Source organism: Streptomyces sp. NBC_00631 (genome assembly GCF_045206895.1).
Classification (GTDB): domain Bacteria; phylum Actinomycetota; class Actinomycetes; order Streptomycetales; family Streptomycetaceae; genus Streptomyces.
Window position 1 is genome coordinate 6,487,842 of sequence record NZ_CP107734.1, and the last position, 20,661, is coordinate 6,508,502.

Consider the following 20,661-nt stretch of genomic DNA (forward strand, 5'->3'; position numbering starts at 1 on the left):
AGATGTCCGAGACACCCGACCGGCCCGGCCGGCTTCCGATGGAGTGGATCGCCGGGGCGTTGAAGCGTGAGCGGTCCCGGGTCGGGCTCTCCCTGTCCGAGCTGGCCAAGCGGGCCGGAGTCGCGAAGTCCACGCTGTCCCAGCTGGAGGCGGGCGGCGGGAACCCGAGCGTGGAGACGCTGTGGTCGCTGGGGGTGGCGCTGGGCGTGCCGTTCAGCGCGCTGGTCGAGCCGCCGGTGTCCGGAGTCCAGGTGATCCGGGCGGGGGAGGGCCCCACGGTCGCGTCGGAGCGGGCCGACTTCGCCGCCACCCTGCTGTCGTCCTGCCCGCCCGGCGCCCGGCGGGACATCTACCACCTGCGGATGGAGCCGGGCGCGCCGCGCGAGTCCGAGCCGCACATTCCCGGAACGGTCGAGCACCTCGTCGTATGCGGCGGGAAGGTTAAGGCGGGGCCACGCGGAGAAACCGTCGAATTGAACCCCGGGGATTATCTGACCTGTCGCGGCGATGTTCCGCATATGTACGAGGCGCTGGTGCCCGGCACCACGTTCGTGCTGGTGATGCAGCACGTGTGAGCGGGGCGCAGGAGCCGGGGCGGAAAAGGCAGGAGCCCCGTCGCCTGACGGCGCGGGGCTCCTTGGGTACTGCACTCAGTCTGCGATCAGACTTGGTTTGTCTGGGATCAGACGGGGGTGACGTTCTCCGCCTGCGGACCCTTCGGGCCCTGCGTGACGTCGAAGCTCACCTGCTGGTTCTCCTCCAGGGAGCGGAACCCGCTGGCGTTGATCGCGGAGTAGTGAACGAACACGTCGGGGCCGCCGCCTTCCTGGGCGATGAAACCAAAGCCCTTTTCGGCGTTGAACCACTTCACGGTTCCGGTAGCCATAAGCCCTCCTTGGGCTCAAAGGGTCGCCCTGCTCCAGAACCTGCAAGTGTGAAAACAAACTAAGTGCCGCACAACTGCATTCGTCTGAAAACGACGAGAGCCCGCGGTTACATGCTCCGCAGGCTCTGTACTGCAAGGGAAACCAAACTGCAACTTGCGGCGAGCCTAGCATGTGGGCAGCCGAATGCAACAGAGGCCAAGATCACGTCACCCGGACGTTTGAATGACTTCGCGGGTGGGTTGACCCTACGGACGATCGGGACACCGAGGGTGGGGGCGGTCCCAGCACCGTACCCCATGGGGTCTAGTCTCGCGATGTGGACAATTCTCGCACCCGGCCGCGCGTCGGACACATCCAGTTCCTGAACTGCCTCCCCCTCTACTGGGGGCTCGCGAGAACCGGCACCCTCCTCGACTTCGAGCTGACCAAGGACACCCCTGAGAAGCTCAGCGAGCAGCTGGTGCGCGGCGACCTCGACATCGGGCCCATCACCCTCGTCGAGTTCCTGCGCAACGCCGGCGACCTGGTCGCCTTCCCGGACATCGCCGTCGGCTGCGACGGCCCGGTGATGTCCTGCGTGATCGTCTCGCAGGTGCCGCTGGACCAGCTGGACGGCCGCCGGGTCGCCCTCGGCTCCACCTCGCGCACCTCGGTCCGCCTCGCCCAGCTGCTGCTCGCCGACCGCTACGGCGTCCAGCCCGACTACTACACCTGCCCGCCGGACCTCAGCCTGATGATGCAGGAGGCGGAGGCGGCGGTGCTGATCGGCGACGCGGCCCTGCGCGCCAACCTGCTGGACGGCCCGCGCTACGGCCTCCAGGTCCACGACCTCGGTGCCCTGTGGAAGGAGTGGACGGGTCTGCCGTTCGTCTTCGCGGTGTGGGCGGCGCGCCGGGACTACCTGGAGCGCGAACCCCGCATCACCCGCGAGGTGCACAGCGCCTTCCTCGACTCCCGCAACCTCTCCCTGGAGGAGGTCGCCAAGGTCGCCGAACAGGCCGCCCGCTGGGAGTCCTTCGACGAGGCCACCCTCGCCCAGTACTTCACCACCCTCGACTTCAGCTTCGGCGCGCCGCAGCTGGCGGCCGTGGCGGAGTTCGCCCGCCGGGTCGGCCCGACGACCGGGTTCGCGGCGGACGTGAAGGTCGACCTTCTGGAGGCCTGACAGGCAATAGGCTGCTGCCCGGACTGACTGGGGGGTGGGGGCGCATGCAGCCGCTCGCGGGCGACGAACCTGCGGCCGTCGGGCCGTACCGGCTGCTCGGCCGGCTCGGCTCCGGCGGCATGGGCCGCGTCTATCTGGGCCGTTCGGCCGGCGGCCGGACGGTCGCCGTGAAGATCGTGCACCCGCATCTCGCGCTGGACGAGGAGTTCCGCAGCCGCTTCCGCCGCGAGGTGGCGGCCGCCCGGCGGGTGGGTGGTGCCTGGACGGCACCCGTCCTGGACGCCGACCCGGACGCGCCCGTGCCCTGGGTCGCCACGGCCTACGCGGCCGGTCCCTCCCTGACCGCCGCCGTGACCGACGGCGGCCCACTGCCCGCGCACACGGTACGGGCGCTGGGCGCTGGGTTGGCCGAGGCGCTGGCGGCGGTCCACGAACTGGGGCTGGTGCACCGGGACGTGAAGCCGTCGAACGTGCTCCTGACCCTCGACGGCCCGCTCCTCATCGACTTCGGCATCGCCCGGGCCACGGACGGCACGGCCTCGCTGACGTCGTCCGGGGTGTCGATCGGCTCGCCCGGATACATGTCCCCGGAGCAGATCCTCAGCAAGGGCGTCACCGGCGCGGCGGACGTCTTCTCGCTGGGCGCGGTGCTGGCGTACGCGGCGAACGGGGAGCCGCCGTTCCCGGGTGACTCCTCGGCCGCCCTGCTCTACAAGGTCGTCCACGAGGAGCCCGAACTCGGCACGCTGAGCGGCGAGTTGCGGGAGGTGGCGGAGGCGTGTCTCGCGAAGGAGGCGGGGCGGCGGCCCGGCCCTGCGGAGGTGGCCCGGCGGCTGGCGCCCCAGGGAGCGGCGCGGATGGTGACGGGCGGGTGGCTGCCGGGGGCGCTGGTGGAGCGGGTGAGCCGGAGCGCGGTGGAGGTGCTGAACCTGGAGGCGACGGAGGCCGTACCGGCGTCCGGGCCGCCGTCCACGCCACCGTCCGTACCGGCGTCCGGGCCGGCGTCCGTACCGGCGTCCGGGCCGGCGTCCGTACCGGCGTCCGGGCCGGTGGAGTTCAGCACCCCCGCCGTGGCCGGGGAGTTCGGGCCGCCGCCGACGGTGCCGCCCGTGGCCGTACCGGAGCCGCCCGCGGTCCTGCCGGAGCCGCGTGACGCCGTGCCGGCGTCGCCCGGGAAGGTGTCGGTGAGCGTCGCCGCGACCGCCGTACCGGGAGAGGGCGGACGCGGGCGCCGGGTGAGCTGCACGGTCGTGCTCGCGGTGGCCACGGCGCTGGCGGTGGTCACCGTCGGGGTGGGCTTCCTGGTGAAGCCGTTCCTCGGGACCGACGGTGACGGGCCGAGCAGTGACGCGGGCGCCGCACCCAAGTCGCCCTCGGTGTCCGCCGCTTCCGGCGGCGGAAGGATCCCGGCCGCCTATCTCGGCACCTGGCAGGGCTCGGCGACCGCCCTGTCCGGCAACCTGCCCATCGGCACCTTCCGGGTCACCGTCGAACAGGCCGCCGTCGGCCAGGAGCTGGGCCGCCTGCGGCAGACCGACCAGCTGGGCGGGGTCTGCACGGACATCCTGACCCTGAGGTCGGTGACGGCCACCAGGCTCGTCGCCTCCTCGACGGGCGACCAGGGCAACCACGACGGCTGCGACCCCGGCACCAACACGGTCTACCTGACCCCGAGCCACGACGACCTCGTCTACACGTCGGACAGCTCGGCGGAAGGGAACCCGGTGGCGGTGATGTCGAGGTCGGGAGACTGAGGACCTCAGGCCCCCTGCCTCCTTCCGCTCCTACCGGGGCGCTCCGGCCGGTGCGCTACTGCGGGGTCGTCACCGTGACGTGCTCCCCGCTGCCCAGGTGCAGCATGCCCTTGCCGGGCTGGATCGGTCCGCCCACCATGGCCCGGGTGGTCCGGATGCCGATCAGCTCGCCGGAGCCGGACTCCTGCGGGGAGAGCAGGATGCCCCGGCGGGCCTTCTTGGCGTCCACCTGCCAGCCGGAGAAGCCGTCGCAGATCTCGTCCTCGTCACCGGCGATGACGACGGCGAGCCCCTCCTCGCCGCCGCGCTCCACGATCCGCTTGAAGACGTCCTCGGCGTCGCAGTCGTCGAGCACCTCGGCGTCGTCGACCAGGACGACGATCGGCTCGGCCACGGACGCCGACGCGAGGACCTCCGTCAGCTCGTCCTCGTCCACGTCCCGGCCGGTGAAGACCTTCAGCACGCCTTCCTGGCCGTCGAGTGCACGCAGCGGCGACTGCCGGGGCGCGGCGACGACGATCCGCACGCCGTTGGCGAGGTAGGAGCGGGCGAAGCCCAACAGGGCCGTGGAACGGCCGGACTTGGCGGGCCCGCCGATCACGAAGGCGGGCACGCCCTGCGCCAGGTCGGGCCCGAAGGCGCTGAGTTCGTCGCCGCCGACACCGACAAGCGCCCACAGCGGAGAGGCCGCCGCAGCCGGATCCCGCATCGCCCAGGCCTCCTCGAAGGAGATCCGGCTGGGGAGCACGTCCACCCGGAACGGCCGCCGGGAGCGCTCCACCCCGGCGTCCCTGGCCTCGGCCGCCTCGCCGATCGCGACGATCGCCGCGGCCTGACCCTGCCCTGTGGTGTCCGCGGCGAGCAGCGCGAACTGCGTCTCGGCGGCCGTCTCACTGCGGAAGGCGCGGCCGGGCGGGATCTCCTCGGGCACCTTGCGGGAGTTGATGTCCAGCATCGAGAAGTCGGCGCGGTCGGCGAGCCGCAGACCGTACTTGTCCTCGGTCAGCGAGGAGATCCGGCCGGCCAGGATCTGCCGGTCACCGGTGAGCACGAGATGGATGCCGACGCTGGCGCCCTCCCGCATCATCACCATGATCTGGTCGGTGAGGTCACCGTGGTTGAGCTCGCCGAGGGTGGGCAGCCAGCCCTCCCAGCGGTCCAGCAGCAGCACGATGTGCGGCAGCCGCTCCGCCTCCGGAACGGCCGCACGCTGCTCGCCGATGTCCGCGAACCCCCGGTCGGCGAGCAGCTCCTGGCGACGGCTCAGTTCGCCGGAGAGGCGGGCCATGAGCCGCTCCACCCGCTCGGTCTGGTTACGGCCGACGACGGCACCGCAGTGCGGCAGCCGGGTCAGCGCGTTCAGCGCGCCGTTGCCGCAGTCGATGCCGTACAGGTGCACGTCGGCACAGGAGTTGGTGCGGGCCAGCGAACCGGCGATGGTGCGCAGCACCTGGGACCGGCCGGTGCGCGGGGCACCGGCGACGATGAGGTGCCCGAAGGTCGCGAAGTCGACGGCGACCGCGCGCCGGGCCTGGTCGGCGGGCAGGTCCTCGACACCGTACGGGGCGGCGGGCAGTGCGCCCTGCGCCTGGACGGCCGGCACGTCGTCGAGGAGCAGCATGTCGTCGAGGGCGGGCAGCCACGGCGAGTGCTGGGCCGGGATCCGCAGCGCGGTGTTGGCCTCGCGGACGGCGTCGACCAGCACCTTCAGGTCGGTGATCTCGTCGTCCTCCTTCACCTCGGACTTCGGCTTGCGCAGCGCGGCCCGCCCGAGGTCCTGCCAGGACAGCGCCCCGGCCCAGGGCGCGAGCGTGGCCGGGTCCGCGGCCCCCGGCCGCCGCCCTCCGACCCGCCCCGACTGGAAGGGGACCAGCGAGGCATGCCCGAGCCGGACGTAGGCCCGTCCCGGCGTGCTCTTCGCGATGTGCCCGGCGTCGGGCGCGTCGATGACGTCGGTCGACTCACCGGCGTCGGTCACCCGCAGCGCGATCCGCAGGTTGGTGTTGGCGCGGATCTCGGGAGACACGACACCGGAGGGCCGCTGCGTGGCGAGCAGCAGGTGAATCCCGAGGGACCGGCCGCGCTGGGCGATGTTCACAAGTCCCGTGACGAAGTCCGGCAGATCACGCACCATGGACGCGAACTCGTCGATGACGATGAGCAGTCGGGGAACCGGGGCGCGGGAGGGGTCCCTTCTGACGAGGTCCTGGTAGTCCTCGATGTCCTTGGCGTCGGCGGCGGCGAGGATGTGCTCGCGCCGCTTCAGCTCCGCACCCAGCGACTCCAGGGCCCGCTCCACGAGGTGGGCGTCGAGGTCGGTGACCATACCCACCGTGTGCGGCAGCTTCACACAGTCCTTGAACGCCGAGCCGCCCTTGTAGTCGACGAGGACGAAGGTCATGTTCTCGGGGGTGTTGGCGACGGCCAGCGCGGCCACGATGGTCTGGAGCAGCTCGGACTTACCGGAACCGGTGGTACCGGCGATGAGCCCGTGCGGGCCGTCCCGCCGCAGGTCGATGCCGAACGGTCCGTCGTACGACTCCCCGATGACGGCCGTCGTCGACTGCCCGCCCATCCGCCAGCGCGCGGCGATGGCATCGCGCGTGGGCGGCTCCAGCTGGAGCACGTCGAGCAGCCGGCTCGCGGCGGGCAGGGCGGAGTCCTCGCTCTCGCCGCTGATGTCCCGGAGCGGGGAGAGCGAGCGGGCGAGCCGCCCGCACCAGGCGGCGGAGACGAAGTCGGGCCGTACGTCCCGCTTGCGCAGCGCCCCGCTCTGCTCGACGCGCAGCCGCAACTCCAGGTCCTGCGGGGCCTGTTCCTCGCCGCCGCCCTGCTGGGGATGCCAGGCCTGGAAGGACGGGAAGCCGCCGGCCGCCTGCTGCGGTACCTGTGCGGCGGGGGCGTCCTTGGTGGCTCGCGGTTCGGCGACGACCACGCCCTGGCACTCACCCGGCAGGAAACGCTCCTCCTCGTCGAGGCAGATGGAGCGGATGGCGACGCCCGGCCCTTCCTTCAGCAGCCGTACGACACCCGGCATGGACCGCAGCCGCCGCGAGCCGTCCCACACCACCACGATGTCCGGGTCGGAGAAGGCAGGCCCGTCGATCTTGCTGCGGCCGCCCTGCTGCAGCGCCTTCTGGCGGCCGTCGAGGAGCTGGGTGAGCTCGCCGACCCGGGCACCGACGGTCTCGGAGTCGGTGCCGATGAGGACGTTCACGTCCTGGCCGCCGCTCGGGCGGGCGTGCGGCAGCCAGCGCACCCAGTCCCAGCGGGCACCGGCGTCGTTGTCGGTGAGCACGTAGAACTGCACGTCCATGGGGCTGTGCAGTACGGCGGTCTGAGCGACGGCCCAACGCCCCAGCGCATGCGCCGAATCCCCCGGCCCGGCGACCCCGATCACCCCGAGGTCGCGCAGCGAAAGCCCCACCGGGGCGTCCTCGATGTACCAGCGGACCTTGCGCTTGTGCTCGTCCTGCTCGGGGTCGTCGAGTTCGACCTCGGAGGGCACGCGCCCGGTGCCGAAGCGGATCAGCAGGTGGTCGGCGTCGGTGCGCCGCCGTTCCCACAGGCGGGTACGCGGCCCGGTGCCGTACGTCAGTACGGCGGCCGGATCCGGCACCGCCGCCCGCCGCTCCGTTCTCTCCGCGACCAGCGCCTCCTGCGCCTCCCCCTCGATCCGCGCCTTGTGCTCCTTGTACTCCTTGAGCTGCTTGGCATGGGACTTGCGCCCGTGCTTCTTGTCCATGAAGTAGTTGCCGAAGAGCATGAGGGGGCTCATCAGCGCCATGATCAGGTAGTACCAGCGCCCGAACATCAGCACGGAGACGACGGCGCCGACGAGCGGCAGCAGCGCCATCAGCCAGGGCAGCGGCCGCGCCTCGTAGTCGCCGGGCGGGTTGGGCAGCGAGAAGTGCGTCTGCCGGTCGGCGGGGCGCAGCCGCGGGGGCCGGTTGTAGTCGAGCCCGGCACCGTCGTCGGACCACTTGAGAGCGGCGTTGGGCGGGGCGTACCCGGTGATTTCCAGGAGGGTGTTCCCGAGGGCGAGTTGGGAGTTCAGCGGCCACTCCCCGCCGCTCGGCGCCTCCTCCCCGTCCAGCCGGGCTCCTTCGGTGTGTATCTCGGCTTTGCAGGTGCCGTCGATGGCGATGGTGAGGGTGGCGGCGCGGGCGGGCAGCTCGGGGTCCTCGACGCGGAGGTGGGAGGCGGGGCCGGTGCCGATGTCGTACCGCCCGACTCCGAGCCGGTGCACGGCGCCGGCGGCGGGGCCGCCGGCGACCCGGAACTCCACGACACCGGTGGGCTCGCCGAGCAGGCACCCGGCGGGGTCGTGCAGGCTGACGACGACACCGTCCCGCAGGGGCGAGCCGACGACGGTGGCGGCGGGGTCGAGGGCGTAGCCGTCGACGTAGGCGTGCGGGCCGGAGAACTGGACGGCGGGGGCCTGTTGACGGTGCGCGCCGATGGGGATGACCTGGGCGCCGCCGTTCCCGCCGCCGTCCGCGTACCCCGGACCGACTTGCCGTGCCAGCTCCCTGGCGACGTCACCGACGGTCGACTCGGGATCTGCGTCGAGCACCACGTCGGCGGTGGCACCGCCGACCGGATCCACGACGGTCAGACTCAGGCGCACGTTCCGTCCCCCCACACACACCGAGAACACCCAACACAGTGGAAGTGACCTTAGCCGCCCGCTCTTTCCCGGGTGCAACGGGATGTGCACGGTTCACGATTCCGCCGCAGAAGGACCGTGCGGTCGCACGCGTCACCCCCGTAGGATCTTTGCTCGTGCGGACGGCCATGCCATGGCCAAGGATCCGCGCGAACGGTGCCACGGGGGAAGGCCCTGCGGCCGCATCAACGGGAGGGAGCCGTCATGGCCGGCAAAGACACGGATCTCACATATGCCGAGATGGAGAAGGTCGCGGGCGACCTGATCAAGGACATGCACGAGCTTGAGGACAAGATCAAGAACGTGGAGAAGCGGGTCAGCGCCCTGGTGGAGAACGGCTTCACCACCCAGAAGGCCTCGGGAGCGTACGACGACTCCATGAAGGACTTCACCAAGGGCGCGACCAAGACGATCCAGGGCCTGCACGGCCTCTCGGACTTCCTGAAGAAGGCCAAGGAAGCGTACGAGCAGCTGGACGAGCAGCTGGCGAAGCAGGCCAAGGGTTAGTAAAGTCCGAGGTCATTGAACGATCGGGTGCGACGGAGCGCGGCAGTGCTCCGTCGCACCCGGCTGTCAGGCCTCGGCGGCTCTGGCGTCGCCCGGCTGCTGTTGGCGCGCCAGGTACGTGTGCAGCTCGCTGCGCCACTCCTCGGTCGTCAGCGTGAGCCATGAGCCGTCCTGGAACCGCAGGAGCAGCCTGTCGTTCTCGAACTCGGGGAGCGGGTCCGCAAGGACGGCGTCCCCGGCCGGAATCTCGGCGACGACCTGCATGAGGGCGTCCCGTCGGACGGAGACGCGCTTGGGCGGAGCGGCGAGCAGAATGCGGTTCCCGGCGAGTGCGACCAGGCGTTGGTGGTGGGAGGAATGGCTGTACCACTGCAGGAGGAGGCGGCCGGCCGCCCCGTTCCAGTCGCCGTCGAAGGCCTTGTCCAGGCCGAGTTCGACGACGGCCTCGTCCCGCCGCTTCCTGTCGAGCTGCGCGGCACGGTGACGTTCTTGTTCTCCGGTGGTCGACAGCGCTCGTTTGACGGCCTCTTCGGCGCGGCCGATGAGACTCAGCACCTTTCCGATCCACAGCAGGGGTGTCCCGAGAGCGACACCGAGCATGCCGAGCGGCCTCATGGTGGCCGGGCGCAAGGGCCCCGATCCGGCTGTCCGGTGGACATCGGCGGGTGGCTCGGGAATCTTGCCGATCGTGCACCAGGCTGCTGCGTCGGGCGTGACGCCGAGTCGGTCCCGTATGGTGCGGTCGGTGCTCGTGGACAAAACCCGTCCTACCTTCCAAGTCGTTTGCCGAAGGAAGTCTCGCGGCAGTGTCTCATGTCCATGATGGGGGATTTTTCAATGGCGGACAGAATCAGGTACGACCTCGACATGATCAAGGGGTGCTCGCGCAAGCTGGGCAAGCTCCACAATGAGTTTGATCAGCACGGGAACCCTGCAGACGGCTATGAGGACGAACTGGGGCACGGCGGCCTGAAGGACGCTTTCGACGAGTTCAGTACCACTTGGAAGAAGACGCGCAAGAAACTGTCGAAGGAACTCAAGAAGCTGGCCGACTACACCGGAGCCGCGGCCCAGAAGTACGAAGAGGTCGACCACGAGTTGGCCAAGGCAATTGCCGAGAACACGGGGAGAGGCAAGAAGTGAGCAGGCGCTCCAGTGATTGGCCGCCGCTGTGGGACGGGGATCCCACTCCGGGCGATCCTGACGAAGTCGCGGCCCTTGGGCGGAAGCTGCGGCAGATGGCGGACATGATCGACGAGCAGGCGCGCGTCATCAAGGCACTGTCATCGGTCGAGGGCTGGGACAGCGAGGCCGGTCGCGCCTTCAACGAGATCGCCGACGGTGCGGGAGACCGGCTCAAGAAGGCGTTCGAGCGGTACGACGAGGCGTCCAAGGCTGTGGGTACCAAGGTGGCCGAAGGCGAATCGAGTGAATTTGCAGGCGAGTTGCACCGAGCCCAGAAGAAGGCCGACAAGGCTTTGGCGGATTACCGGGAGGCCAAGTCCGATCACGACCTGGCCGAACGGGAAGTGAAGAAGTTCACGGACAAGTACCTCGTCAGCGAGATACCCGAGGCAGACAAGCCCGAGTATGAACGCTGGGAGAGGAAGCGCGACGAGGCGCTGCACCGTATCGGCCAGGCACGCAAGGAAGTCAAGGACGCCCGGGACATCTTCGACGACGCCGGGGACCGCGCCGCCCGCCGTATCAAGGACGTGGTCCACCACGACGCGGTGCGCGACCCGGGCGGATTCATGAACTGGCTCGCCGACTGGGCGGACATGTTCTCCAACATCTCCGCGATCCTCTCTGTTCTGGCGGTCGTCTGCGCATTCATCCCCCCGCTGCAGTTCCTGGTTCCCATCTTCGCCACCCTCGCGGTGCTCTCCAGCGCGGCGGCCCTGGCCGGACATGCCTACGACATGTCGGTGCGCGGAGCGAAGGTCAACTGGCTGAAGTTGGGGACCGACTTTCTCGGAGTCCTGCCCGGGCTCGGCGCACTCAAGGGTTTCAAGGCCGTAAGCAAGCTCAAGGGGCTGGCCAAGCTCAAGGCTTTCGGCAAGGTCGGTACCTGGGGCGAAGCCAGCCTTCGCGGGCTCGACGGCGTCGGTCACAACTTCCTCAACGGTATGAGCGTGAGCTTGACGAACAAGGTCCTCTCCCAGGGCCTCAAACTGGGACAGCGGCTCAACATCGCAGGTCTGCCGGAGAGATTCGCGCCCATCGGGGGAAAGCAGATCACCGGGGTCATCAAGGGCAATGGCCTGGCTAGCGCGCTGCACCGGATGTTCAGTGGTGAGAACGGCGGGACCACCGGTTACCAGGAGCCGGAGCCCGCCAAGTCAACGCCGGCCCCTTCGCCGACTCCCTCACCGTCGCCGCAGCCCTCGCCGAAGCCGTTCCACGCGGCTCTGGCCGCCTGACCGCAGCGCTGTGCCAGTGACGGACACCCCGGGAAAGGAGGGCGACACAAGTGGATGACACGACCGACCTCGGCGAATGGGAATTCGTCGGCCGCCGAGGTACGGACCCCGTGCGCCTGGTCCCCGGTGACGTGATCGCCGAAGTTCCCCGAGCCAGGACGGAAGCGCAGCGGCTGGGCGAGGAACTGCGTTTCGACTTTCTGGACGACCGCTCGGTTCTGCGGATGCTTCGGCGCCGTCATCAGGACGAGGTCGCGATGTTCAACGCGGGGTTCAGAACCGGCGTCCCCCTGGCACTCGTCGGCTTCGGCGCAGCGGTGTACTGGGGCGGCGTGGCCCAGTACTGGGCATCGGGAGCCTCCCGTCTCACCTTCGCTGGCGCGGCGGTCGTCGTCGTACTGGCCCTGTTCGCCGTATACGTGCGAACCGCCGCGGTGCAATGGGGCGATCCGGTTCGCCAGAACCTACGGGCCCGCGCAAGGGGATACCGCGAACTGGCGCATCTCGCACGGGAGGAAGGGGCAGACATTCCCGCTCACTATCCGCACTACGGCCCTTACCCGTTCGCCGCCACCTTCCGCCCCGAAGCGGACCGAGCAGAAACCACCGATGGAGAAGGCTTGTCGTGAGCGCCGTAGCAGCAGAGCAGAACGTTCAGGGGGCTGTCGGCGGCCCGGGCATCGATGTCCGCTGGATCATGCCGGAGGGATTCTTCGAGATCCCGATGGACGCGGAGAGCCTGGACGAGACTGCCGAGCAACTCGTCGAGCTGGCCCGTGCCGTGATGCCCGAGGCCACCTTCGAAGTGCAACTGGAGTGGGCGGTCATGGTCGCGGCGCATTATGACTCGTTCGCCGAGGCCGGGATCCAGTACTCCGGGTTCGTCATGACCGAGGTGGACGGCGCGCGCTGCACGGCCACGGTCGCCGTGAGCATGACCGACTTGGACGAGAGGGCAGGCACCCGTCCCGTCGGTTTCCTCGGCTCGACGATGCGTCACCTCGACATGGGACAGGTCAGCGAGATCGAGCTGCCCTGCGGTCCGGCCGTGTCCTGCATCGGGACCCGGAAGGGGAGCCTGCCGGGCAGTCTTACCGCGTCCGGTACAGACGAGCCGGTGGTGACCTCCTTCATCCAGGTCCAGATACCGCTGAGCAATGGAACAGTCCTGGTCCTGGAGATGGGCACACCTACGCCCCAGGCCTGGGACGTCTTCTCGGCCATGTTCGCCGGCGTCGTGAAGAGCGTCCGTCTGTTCAACGAGTCGGGCAAACCGATGGTGATGCCGCGATGACTACGGAGCCCGACGCCACGGCACCGCCCAAGGACTACCGGCTTCTGGTCCCGCGGGACTGGTTCCGTATCGATCTCACCCAGGAACGCTGGCGCGCACAGCTGAAGACGTTCGTGGACCACCAGGCCGAGGGGAAGACCGTTCCGGCCGAGGTCAAGCAGGAGACCTGGGCGACCCTGCGTAACACCGCTGAGGCCGGAGTCAGGACCGGGGCGCTGGAGTTCTTCCTCAGACCGGAGCTGGAAGGCGGCGGCATCCTGCCTGCTTCGCTCATCGTCTCCCTGATTCCCCGACCTGGCCGGCTGACTCCCCAGGACCTTCGGGAGTTGCTTCGAGCGAAGCAATCGCAGAACCCGGCCGCGGCGGAGGTCTCGACCGTCGTACTTCCGGCGGGGGAGGCGGTGCGAGTTATAGGTCCGACGACGCTGGATCTGTACGTCCAGATGCCCGGTGCCGTCGGTTATCTGGCCCTGTCGTTCTCGGTACCGCTCAGCGGAGTGACTGGTCCCATGCGCAGGCTCTGTGACTCGATCGCGGAGTCGTTGCGGTGGATCGTGTGAAGGAACTGGCTCTCTGCGCTCCCCGCCATGGCAGGCTTCGTCCTGCTCATGCCGTGCGGAACACCGTTTGACCTGCCTGCCGCGCCCCGTCACACAGCTTCGATGTGAACGTCGGCCGGGTTGAGCACGGCCAGATACGCCTCGATGTCAGCCGGATCACTCGTGAAGATCACCGCACTGCCGTGTTTGACAGCGGACAGGGTCACCCAGGCGTCCACCGCGTCCGCCCTCTTTTTGGCAGGAAGCCCCGCTTCGCCGAGTGCCGCACCGATCCGGCGCCAGTCGATGAGGTCAGGGCCGGTGGCGCACGCGATGCATTCCGGTCGCCCCGCCGACGTGTCCCGCATGGGAGGCTCCGATGCCCGGGCCTGCGGCACGGTGCAGTCCTTCAGGACACCGGCCAGCGCATGGATGACCCACGGACGCGGGCGCCACACCTGGGCCAGCACGGGACCGAGGACGAGTGCGCGATGCGGTGTGTTCCTTAGGCCGTTGTGCAGGGCCACGGCCTTGGCCTTGCGGTCTGCCAGGGCGATCAGCATGCCCGAGTCGTAGACCGGGACGCGCACGGTCACGCGACCTGCCCGGGGCGGGCCGCCTTGCGGTCTTCGCCGTACACGAGGTTCAACGCGGCTTCGACGTCCCGTCGCTCCTGCTCGGACAGCTCCTGCGTCGCCTCATGGGCCTCGGCCGGCAGCCCCTCCGCTTCGGCCTCCGCCCGCGCGATCAGGGCATCGACTCCCGAGAACTGTTCCTCTATGGCCTCGGTCTCCGTCATCTGCCGGGTGGCGGCGTGCACCAGGTAGGCCGAGATGTCCATCCCCGCCCGCACCGCATGCTGCCTGATCCGCTCGGCCTGATCCTGGTCGAGGCTGATGCTGATCCTGGTCTTGGCCACGCCTAGAGCGTATGACGCGTATTACGGGAAGTGCAACTGCTCACGAGAGTGTTGGGCCGACGTCGGCACGGCAGATGTGCCCCTCGCCGGGAAGCCGAGGCGACATGTCAACCGCTTGTAACGGGTCCGCTGCAACGGAACGACCGGCGGTGATCTCGCCAGCCATGAGCAGTAGGATCCGACAGCCGCATTGCAAAAGTGACGTGTGCAATGTCGGCTCAATCACCTTGTTGTCATCGGGTTCTCCGAACCGTTTGCCGCGAGACGGTCAGCGGGCGATTCCAGCCGTCTGCGCCTGCCGCAAGAGGCTTCGTCCACTCCGTTCGGGCGTCCGCTGGTGAGCGGCGGGTGCTTGGGCTGCACGGCGATGAACTCACGTTGTCCTCGTGGTGAGAGCACGACGCCGAAGCGCGGGTCACCCACGAGTGTTCAAGGCGTCCGGATCGGGAAGCTGGAAGTGTGCGCCGTCCCCTGGATGAACGCTCGGACACGTCGTTCCAACGCGCTGGTCGCACTGCGATGTCTCCTCGTCCCGCGAACGCGCTGTTCCTACCCGTGATCGGGGTTCTGTCGCCGAGGAGTCCGGCGTCGGGTTCGACGGCTGGTATCCGGGCCACGGACCGTCGTCTCCAGCCGAGGGAGCCGAGGGCTGTCACATATCGCGACTCCAGCTTGTCTCTACACCGAAAGAACTTCTTGATTGCCAACACAAGGTGAGGTCGCCCATGAGCGCCGAACACTCGCACCACATCGAGAACCCCAACTCGACCACGCCGCCGCCCCAGATCGACATGATCGGCTCTGTACCCGGCGCACCGCAGATACCCGAGGGCGCCGAGGCGATGACGCTCCTGGTCACCCTCCCGCCGGGCTGCGAGGGTGCCCCGCCGCACCGTCACTCCGGGCCGGCCTATGGCTATGTCATCAAGGGGTCGATGGTATTCGAGCTGGAGGGCGAGCCGGCACGCGTCCTCAAGGCGGGCGAGACGTTCTGGGAGCCGGGCGGCGACGTCATCCACTACCAGGACGGCAACGCCCTCACCGACGCTGAGTCCCAGTTCGTCGTGACGATGTTCTGCGCCCCCGGCCAGCCGATGCTCATCCCGGTCAGCGCTGAGGAACTGGAAGAGCGTAAGGATCGTCGAGCGCCTCGCGCCTGACCGCAGCGGAGGCGCGGGATCCTGCCGATTCTGTATCAGGCGGCCGACTCGGCGAGGCCGCCGAGTCGGCTCCGCATGCGTCCAGCCAGGCTCTCCATGTCTCGGTGTCGTCCCGCCCAGCCGGTCCGAGGTGGTCGATGTCGGGTAGAGCTGTTCGTCGCAGCTCCCGTTCGGGTGCTCTACCCCACGAGTCCCTGACTGACTGATCTGCCGTCTGCCGAACCGTCCACGCCGGTCGCCCGTGGGACACCCTTCAGCCATGTCCCTACGCGCCACCTCCCACTGGGCCGGCTGGCCGGCGGTACTTGTCGGACCGGGATCGCATTTCAGAGGGGGCCTGCCCTTCGCATTCCTCCGCATCGTCCGGTACGACCAAGCGCATGCCCCGAGACTCTGCGACGCGCAGTACGTCGGTGAGGCACTCGGCGAGACGGATGCCTGCGTAGCGGATCTCGGTGTACGGCGACATCGGGTCGCCCAGTACCTGGCGGGCACGGCCGAGTACGTCGGTGCCGGTGGCGAGCTGGGCGGACTCCAGGTCGTCGGCGAGACGGGAGAGATAGCCGCCGTTGTTGTCCGTGACCAGGTAGCAGGGCTTGCCTTCGGGGGTGGGCCAGGGGAGGAGGCGTGGGCAGGCGGGGGTGGGTGCGTTGCTGCTTGGCTGCCCCGTCACGCGGCCACCTCCGGCGCGCCGATCACGTGCTGGTCGAGGGCGATCCCGAAGTCGGCGGCGAGTACGAGGGCGAGACGGCGGCGCTGCTGGAGGGCGGCCTCGTGTTCGTGCGCGGTGAGGTACGGGCGGACCGTGGCGGAGTCGGCGCCGTCGAGAAAGGTGGCCAGGCCGTACGGCGACCGGTGGCGTGGGAGGCGCGGAGGCTCGGTGGTGAGGGGGCAGCGTACGAGGGTGAGGTGGACGTGGGGAGAGGGAGGGCGGTGAGGACGGCGCCGCCGCTTCCCGGTGCCGGGGGTGAAGAGGAGGCGCAGCCAGTGGAGGGCGCGGGGGATAAGGTCGTACATGTCGACGCTCCTTGAAAGCGTTGGCCATGCCCCGGGAGGTCTAGCCACCTCGCCGGGGTCTGTCGTCTTCGACGCTATACCTGGCTATATCCCTCTGCATACAAGTAGAGAGGGATCCACACGATTGTGTAGGTCAACACCGCTCTACGTTGGACGTATGAGCGATACGGAAGAACCGACGACCCCACTGGACCCGATGAGCGCCAGACCGCTCTACGTACAGTTGGCTGACGTCATCGCCGGGAAGATCGCGTCTGGAGATCTGGCGCCGGACAGGCCCATCCCCTCCGAAAACCACCTCGCCGACGAGTACGGCGTGGCACGCCTCACCGCACGCCGCGCCGCACAGGAACTGCGAGAGCGTGGCCTGATCGTCACGGTGCGCGGCAAGGGGTCCTTCGTCGTCGAACAGCCAGCTGTTGACGCACCGGCGGAGAACGAATCGAACACCTGAAGAGGCCGTGCGTCGTGTCGCGCGGCCTCTTCGGCTGTCTTTGAGACTCGGCGGCTACAACTCCGCGGGCCGTTCGCGTCTCGTCAGCGGTTGACCGCCTGGATTTCCTTCACGGTCACGTCCTGTTCGTACGTCGACAGGCCGTCGGGCAGGCCGGGCTGCTGGGCGGGCCCGTCCGGGTCGGCCGAGTTCGTCCACGTGACTTTCCAGGTGATCGACGCCTTGAAGGGGTAGGTGCCAGCTCCCGACGAGCGGCGGTACGTGACGTTGCAGGCCGCGTCCTTGCTGTCGACTGCGTAGCCGCTGTCGCTCTTCACCAGGTTGTATGTGCACGTTTGCGGGTCGGCGTCCGTGGTGCCCGCGTCGACCTTGAGGGCCATGGGAGTCGCGACGGTTGTCGCGGCCATCTCGACACCCTTGTAGTTGATGCTGGCCGTCGTCCAGACCCGGTCGAAGTCGCTGTCCAGTTTCACGCGAGTACCGAGGTTCACCTTGAGCCGGTCACCGCTTGGGCTCAGCACCACCTGTGGCTTCGGCAACTTCGTCGAGTTGTAGGCGAGTTCGGAGAGGATCTCCGGGGTCAGCTGGTTGGGATCCGCTTTCGGCTGGGCCGGCGGAACCCAGATCTCCCAGTTGTCGGTGGTGACGGGGCAGGCCTCGGTGTAGTCGTCGTTCCGGAACTGCACCTGCCACCACAATCCCTTGTCGCCCTTGTGGTAGTCCTCGTCGGCGCGCTTCTTGGCATAGCTGGCCGCAGGTTCCTGCGCGCCCTTGTACGAGGACTTGATGAATTCCTCGTACTCGTCCGGCGTGTACATCGGCTCGTACCAGCAGACCGGGGGCTTCCAGTTGGCGTTGGAAGAGGTCGCGGTGGTGGAATCACTCGAAGCCGCTTTGCTCTGTTTGACGCGGATATGGGCGCCGATGGAGCCGGGGCCGGAATCGCCGCCGGAGTCGGTCGGTGAACCGGAGGGCGAGCCGGAGGAAGGGGTGTCGGAGTTGCCTCCGCTGCCGCCCCACGAGCCGTCACCGGCTCGTGCCGGAGAGAGTGTGCCCAGAGCCAGCACGAGGCCGACGGCCGTCACGGTTGCCAGGGGTAGGCGTACGGGCCTCATCCCTGTACGCATTCCGCCGTAGCCTTCTTCCAGCTCACGCGCCGCACCTGCCAGTCACCGCGTGAGTCCTTCGCCGTCTGGACCGAGACCTGGATGAAGTCGTTGTTGCTCGGTGTTGTGCGGTGCACCGTGTTGGACTTGATCTCCTTGGCGAACGCCTGCCGTTGGTCCTCGCAATAACGAGCCGTCGCGACCGAGCCGTTGAGATCGAGCACCTTGAAGTCGTAGTAGCGGTAGGTGCCGGTACTGGTGAGCCCCTTCTGCCGGGTCTCGGTGATCTGCTTGTCGAAGTAGACCAGGGCGTCCGCGGCGTAGTACCGACTCATGTTCGCCGTCTGTCCGTCTCCCTTGACCAAGCCCTCCAGCCGTGCCTGCGCCGCGTACGCCAGGTCTCGCAGAACGGCGTCCTTTGTCGCGTCCCCTGTCGGCTCCTTGTCGACCGTCACCTTGATGTCGGACGGAAAGGCGAAGCTCGGCGCGTTCTTGTCGGCCGAGGCTGAGGCAGAAGTCGAAGGTGACGGAGAGCCCGCCCCTCCCGTACCGGCCCCCGCGATCTTGTCGTTGCCCTTGGAGCTGTCGTCCCCGCCTCCGCACGCCGTCAGCAGCAGAGCTGCTGTCGCGGTGAGCGCGGCGGCAACGGGCAAGGTACGGCGCTTCACTGTGGACTCCCCCGTGAGAATGAAGTTCGGCAAGACTGCAAACCGTATCCGTGAGATCACGGGTTTCGCCACCGCGAACTTCGCTGTAAATGTGATGCTCGGGGACATTCCAGGTGTCCTTCGGGGCTGGGGCTCCATGGTGGTGGCACGGCCTTGCCCCGGCTCCGGGCCAGTCGCATGGGCATTGTGAAGGTTGCGGGGGCATAAGGTGGACGCCTGGATCGCCTGCTGGGCGCCAGCCCCTCCTTTGGTCTCCCTTTGCGGTCCGTTGGTTGTGGCCCCCAAAACCCTCGACACACAGTGACCCTGGCCCTCTGCGTCTCGTGGGGTGGCTGGGTAGGCAGGTGTTCACGGGGGTTAGTGGTGGCGGATCACGTCAGGGTGTCCACGAGCGAGTTGCGGGAGATCAGCCGGTCTGTCGCGAAGCTGAAGTCCAGCTTTGAGCATGCGAAGGATCTCGTCGACTCGTACGGCTCCGAGATCGGGTCCGGTGATGTGGCCGGCGCGCTCGGGGATTTCGCGGACGACTGGAGGAAGAAGCGCAAGCAGCTCTGTGACGGGCTGGAGTTTCTCGGGAAGACCGCGGGTGAGGCGGCCAAGGCGTACGACGGGGTCGATCAGCATCTCGCCGACGCGCTGCTCAAGGCGCAGTCGGGGGACAAGTGAGCGATCACGATTTCTCCGGCGTCGACTGGCAGACGGCTCGGTACGACGACAAGGAGTTCACGCCGGGCGATCCGTATGAGGTGGCCCGGCTCGGCAAGCGGATCTCCGACACCGCCAAGCTGATCGAGGAGCAGGCCGGGAAGCTGCGCAATCTCGTCGACGGGAACGGGTGGGACTCGGACGCCGGGAAGGCGTTCACCGCGAAGACCGGGGACACCGTCAAGCTGCTCGGTCAGTCTCATCAGCGGTACGCGGCGGCGGGGGCGGCGCTCGGTTCCTCCGTGCCGTACGAGCCCATCGCCGACCAGGTGCGGGAGAACTGGGCGACCGCCCTCAACCACGCGCAGAACCGGGTGCGGGCGGCGCTGAAGAAGGCCGCCGCCGCCGATACCGACAGCAGCAACTACCAGAAGCAGATCGATCAGCATCCGTCCGGTGACGACAACCACCCGGACAAACAGAAACTCAAGCGGCAGAAAGAGGCCTCCGACGGGGAGCTCGACGCCGCCAAGCGGGAGCTCCGGGCCGCGCTCGACTACCGGGACACGCAGGCCGGTTACGCCGCCAAGGCGATACGGGACGCCATCGACCACGACGGGTTGAAGGATCCCAAGCACCACTGGTGGGACGACTGGAAGGACTGGGTCGCCACGATCGGCCACTGGGCGGGGGCCATCGCCGGCGTGCTCTGCCTACTGGCGCTGGTGCTGAGCTGGGTCCCCATCCTCGGCGAGGTGCTGGGGGCTCTTGCTCTGATCGCTTCCGTCGTCGCCCTCGTCTGCGACACCGTCTCCGCCCTGGACGGCAAGGGCACCTGGCTGGACGTCGCCATCGACGTGGTCGGCGTGCTGTCCTTCGGCGCCGGCCGGGTCCTCGGGACGACGTTCAAGGAGGCGGCAACCGCCGCACGAGGCTCGTCGGCACTCCGGGAGTTCCTGAATCTGCGGGGGCTGGGTGTGGGCGAGAAACTGGCCGGGGAGATCGCCCAGGCGAACTCGGGGGTCAAGGCGGGCAAGATCGCCGAAGCCCTCGCGAAGGGGCCGGACAGCGTCCTGCCCAGGATGAAGTCGATCGTGAAGGAGTCCGTCAACTTCAAGGCGTACTTCAGCGACATCCGCACGGCCGTCGCCGAACGAGGAGCCGAGGACCCGATCCTCACCAAGGACCTGCCCAAGTGGCGCGGTCTCTCCGACTCGGTGTTCAAGGGCAAGGCATGGTCGGCCGGCGGCCTGTACGCCGCGAGTCAGGTACTGCCCCTGGGCGCGGGCATCGTGAACCTGGCACCCGCGGCGGGCTGGGAACCGACCTCCATCGAACGCAACCAGTTCGACGGTCTCAAGCACACCGCCCCCGCCGGGGCGAACGGCATTCCCTTCTACAACTGGAACTGGAAGGTCACCGGGGGCTGACTGCGTACGTCGGCACCGGATCAC

22 protein-coding genes are annotated in these 20,661 nt (G+C 68.6%); 13 read left to right on the forward strand and 9 right to left on the reverse strand.

Annotated features, from left to right (window positions below; all coding sequences use genetic code 11):
- Nucleotides 1–2: 2 nt before the first annotated feature.
- Nucleotides 3–575: a helix-turn-helix domain-containing protein gene (locus OHB00_RS29790; protein WP_406439226.1), complete on the forward strand. Its 573-nt coding sequence runs from the start codon at nt 3–5 to the stop codon at nt 573–575.
- Nucleotides 576–682: 107 nt separating this feature from the next.
- On the opposite strand, the gene OHB00_RS29795 is transcribed toward OHB00_RS29790, so the two are convergent.
- Entirely contained in the window at nt 683–886 is a 204-nt protein-coding gene (locus tag OHB00_RS29795) for a cold-shock protein (protein ID WP_003992177.1), read from the reverse strand.
- A gap of 317 nt (nt 887–1,203) precedes the next feature.
- On the opposite strand from OHB00_RS29795, the gene OHB00_RS29800 reads away from it, so the two are divergent.
- Entirely contained in the window at nt 1,204–2,052 is an 849-nt protein-coding gene (locus OHB00_RS29800) for a menaquinone biosynthetic enzyme MqnA/MqnD family protein (protein ID WP_406439228.1), read from the forward strand.
- A gap of 44 nt (nt 2,053–2,096) precedes the next feature.
- Nucleotides 2,097–3,806: a protein kinase domain-containing protein gene (locus OHB00_RS29805; RefSeq protein ID WP_406439229.1), complete on the forward strand. Its 1,710-nt coding sequence runs from the start codon at nt 2,097–2,099 to the stop codon at nt 3,804–3,806.
- 55 nt (nt 3,807–3,861) lie between these two features.
- Here the strand turns inward: OHB00_RS29805 and OHB00_RS29810 are convergent, their stop codons facing one another.
- Nucleotides 3,862–8,436, reverse strand: a complete 4,575-nt coding sequence (locus OHB00_RS29810) for an FtsK/SpoIIIE domain-containing protein (RefSeq protein WP_406439231.1) — start codon at nt 8,434–8,436, stop codon at nt 3,862–3,864.
- 243 nt (nt 8,437–8,679) lie between these two features.
- Here OHB00_RS29810 and OHB00_RS29815 point away from each other — a divergent pair, with 243 nt between their 5' ends.
- On the forward strand, nt 8,680–8,982 hold the full coding sequence (locus OHB00_RS29815; protein ID WP_181801676.1) for a WXG100 family type VII secretion target: 303 nt from the start codon (nt 8,680–8,682) through the stop codon (nt 8,980–8,982).
- Between the two features lie 66 nt (nt 8,983–9,048).
- On the opposite strand, the gene OHB00_RS29820 is transcribed toward OHB00_RS29815, so the two are convergent.
- Nucleotides 9,049–9,582, reverse strand: a complete 534-nt coding sequence (locus tag OHB00_RS29820) for a hypothetical protein (protein ID WP_406439234.1) — start codon at nt 9,580–9,582, stop codon at nt 9,049–9,051.
- A 237-nt stretch (nt 9,583–9,819) separates the two neighbouring features.
- Between OHB00_RS29820 and OHB00_RS29825 the strand changes: the two genes are divergently transcribed.
- Genes OHB00_RS29825 through OHB00_RS29845 form a run of 5 tightly spaced genes read left to right on the forward strand, consistent with a single transcriptional unit; the run spans nt 9,820 to nt 13,259 of the window.
- Complete coding sequence (locus tag OHB00_RS29825) at nt 9,820–10,125, forward strand: type VII secretion target (RefSeq protein WP_406439236.1); 306 nt, start codon at nt 9,820–9,822, stop codon at nt 10,123–10,125.
- On the forward strand, nt 10,122–11,405 hold the full coding sequence (locus OHB00_RS29830) for a putative T7SS-secreted protein (protein WP_406439238.1): 1,284 nt from the start codon (nt 10,122–10,124) through the stop codon (nt 11,403–11,405). The genes OHB00_RS29825 and OHB00_RS29830 overlap by 4 nt, the downstream gene beginning before the upstream one ends.
- A 50-nt stretch (nt 11,406–11,455) precedes the next feature.
- Nucleotides 11,456–12,034 (forward strand): hypothetical protein, encoded by a 579-nt coding sequence (locus OHB00_RS29835; protein WP_406439240.1) that lies wholly within the window; start codon nt 11,456–11,458, stop codon nt 12,032–12,034.
- Nucleotides 12,031–12,699 carry a hypothetical protein gene (locus OHB00_RS29840; RefSeq protein ID WP_406439242.1) on the forward strand — a complete coding sequence of 223 codons (669 nt, stop codon included), beginning with the start codon at nt 12,031–12,033 and terminating at the stop codon, nt 12,697–12,699. The genes OHB00_RS29835 and OHB00_RS29840 overlap by 4 nt, the downstream gene beginning before the upstream one ends.
- Complete coding sequence (locus OHB00_RS29845) at nt 12,696–13,259, forward strand: hypothetical protein (RefSeq protein WP_406439244.1); 564 nt, start codon at nt 12,696–12,698, stop codon at nt 13,257–13,259. The genes OHB00_RS29840 and OHB00_RS29845 overlap by 4 nt, the downstream gene beginning before the upstream one ends.
- An 89-nt stretch (nt 13,260–13,348) precedes the next feature.
- On the opposite strand, the gene OHB00_RS29850 is transcribed toward OHB00_RS29845, so the two are convergent.
- Both OHB00_RS29850 and OHB00_RS29855 read right to left on the reverse strand, forming a co-directional pair.
- The gene (locus OHB00_RS29850) at nt 13,349–13,801 is read right to left on the reverse strand and encodes a hypothetical protein (RefSeq protein WP_406439246.1); all 453 of its coding nucleotides are present in this window, start codon (nt 13,799–13,801) and stop codon (nt 13,349–13,351) included.
- A gap of 29 nt (nt 13,802–13,830) precedes the next feature.
- A complete protein-coding gene (locus OHB00_RS29855) occupies nt 13,831–14,157 on the reverse strand; it encodes a hypothetical protein (protein WP_406439247.1) in 327 nt (108 codons plus the stop codon).
- Nucleotides 14,158–14,882: 725 nt separating this feature from the next.
- Between OHB00_RS29855 and OHB00_RS29860 the strand changes: the two genes are divergently transcribed.
- A complete protein-coding gene (locus tag OHB00_RS29860; RefSeq protein WP_406439249.1) occupies nt 14,883–15,317 on the forward strand; it encodes a cupin domain-containing protein in 435 nt (144 codons plus the stop codon).
- A 265-nt stretch (nt 15,318–15,582) separates the two neighbouring features.
- Here OHB00_RS29860 and OHB00_RS29865 read toward each other — a convergent pair whose 3' ends face one another.
- Both OHB00_RS29865 and OHB00_RS29870 read right to left on the reverse strand, forming a co-directional pair.
- The gene (locus tag OHB00_RS29865; RefSeq protein WP_406439251.1) at nt 15,583–15,990 is read right to left on the reverse strand and encodes a hypothetical protein; all 408 of its coding nucleotides are present in this window, start codon (nt 15,988–15,990) and stop codon (nt 15,583–15,585) included.
- A complete protein-coding gene (locus tag OHB00_RS29870) occupies nt 15,987–16,334 on the reverse strand; it encodes a hypothetical protein (RefSeq protein WP_406439253.1) in 348 nt (115 codons plus the stop codon). The genes OHB00_RS29865 and OHB00_RS29870 overlap by 4 nt, the downstream gene beginning before the upstream one ends.
- 157 nt (nt 16,335–16,491) lie before the next feature.
- Between OHB00_RS29870 and OHB00_RS29875 the strand changes: the two genes are divergently transcribed.
- Nucleotides 16,492–16,788, forward strand: coding sequence for a GntR family transcriptional regulator (locus OHB00_RS29875; protein ID WP_406439255.1), 297 nt, complete (start codon nt 16,492–16,494; stop codon nt 16,786–16,788).
- An 83-nt stretch (nt 16,789–16,871) separates the two neighbouring features.
- Here the strand turns inward: OHB00_RS29875 and OHB00_RS29880 are convergent, their stop codons facing one another.
- Both OHB00_RS29880 and OHB00_RS29885 read right to left on the reverse strand, forming a co-directional pair.
- Nucleotides 16,872–17,873, reverse strand: a complete 1,002-nt coding sequence (locus OHB00_RS29880) for a hypothetical protein (protein WP_406439257.1) — start codon at nt 17,871–17,873, stop codon at nt 16,872–16,874.
- Between the two features lie 26 nt (nt 17,874–17,899).
- Entirely contained in the window at nt 17,900–18,562 is a 663-nt protein-coding gene (locus tag OHB00_RS29885) for a hypothetical protein (protein ID WP_406439259.1), read from the reverse strand.
- A gap of 363 nt (nt 18,563–18,925) precedes the next feature.
- Between OHB00_RS29885 and OHB00_RS29890 the strand changes: the two genes are divergently transcribed.
- Nucleotides 18,926–19,228, forward strand: a complete 303-nt coding sequence (locus OHB00_RS29890) for a hypothetical protein (RefSeq protein ID WP_406439260.1) — start codon at nt 18,926–18,928, stop codon at nt 19,226–19,228.
- Nucleotides 19,225–20,637 carry a hypothetical protein gene (locus OHB00_RS29895; RefSeq protein ID WP_406439262.1) on the forward strand — a complete coding sequence of 471 codons (1,413 nt, stop codon included), beginning with the start codon at nt 19,225–19,227 and terminating at the stop codon, nt 20,635–20,637. Before OHB00_RS29890 ends, OHB00_RS29895 begins: the two co-directional genes overlap by 4 nt.
- Nucleotides 20,638–20,661 lie beyond the last annotated feature (24 nt).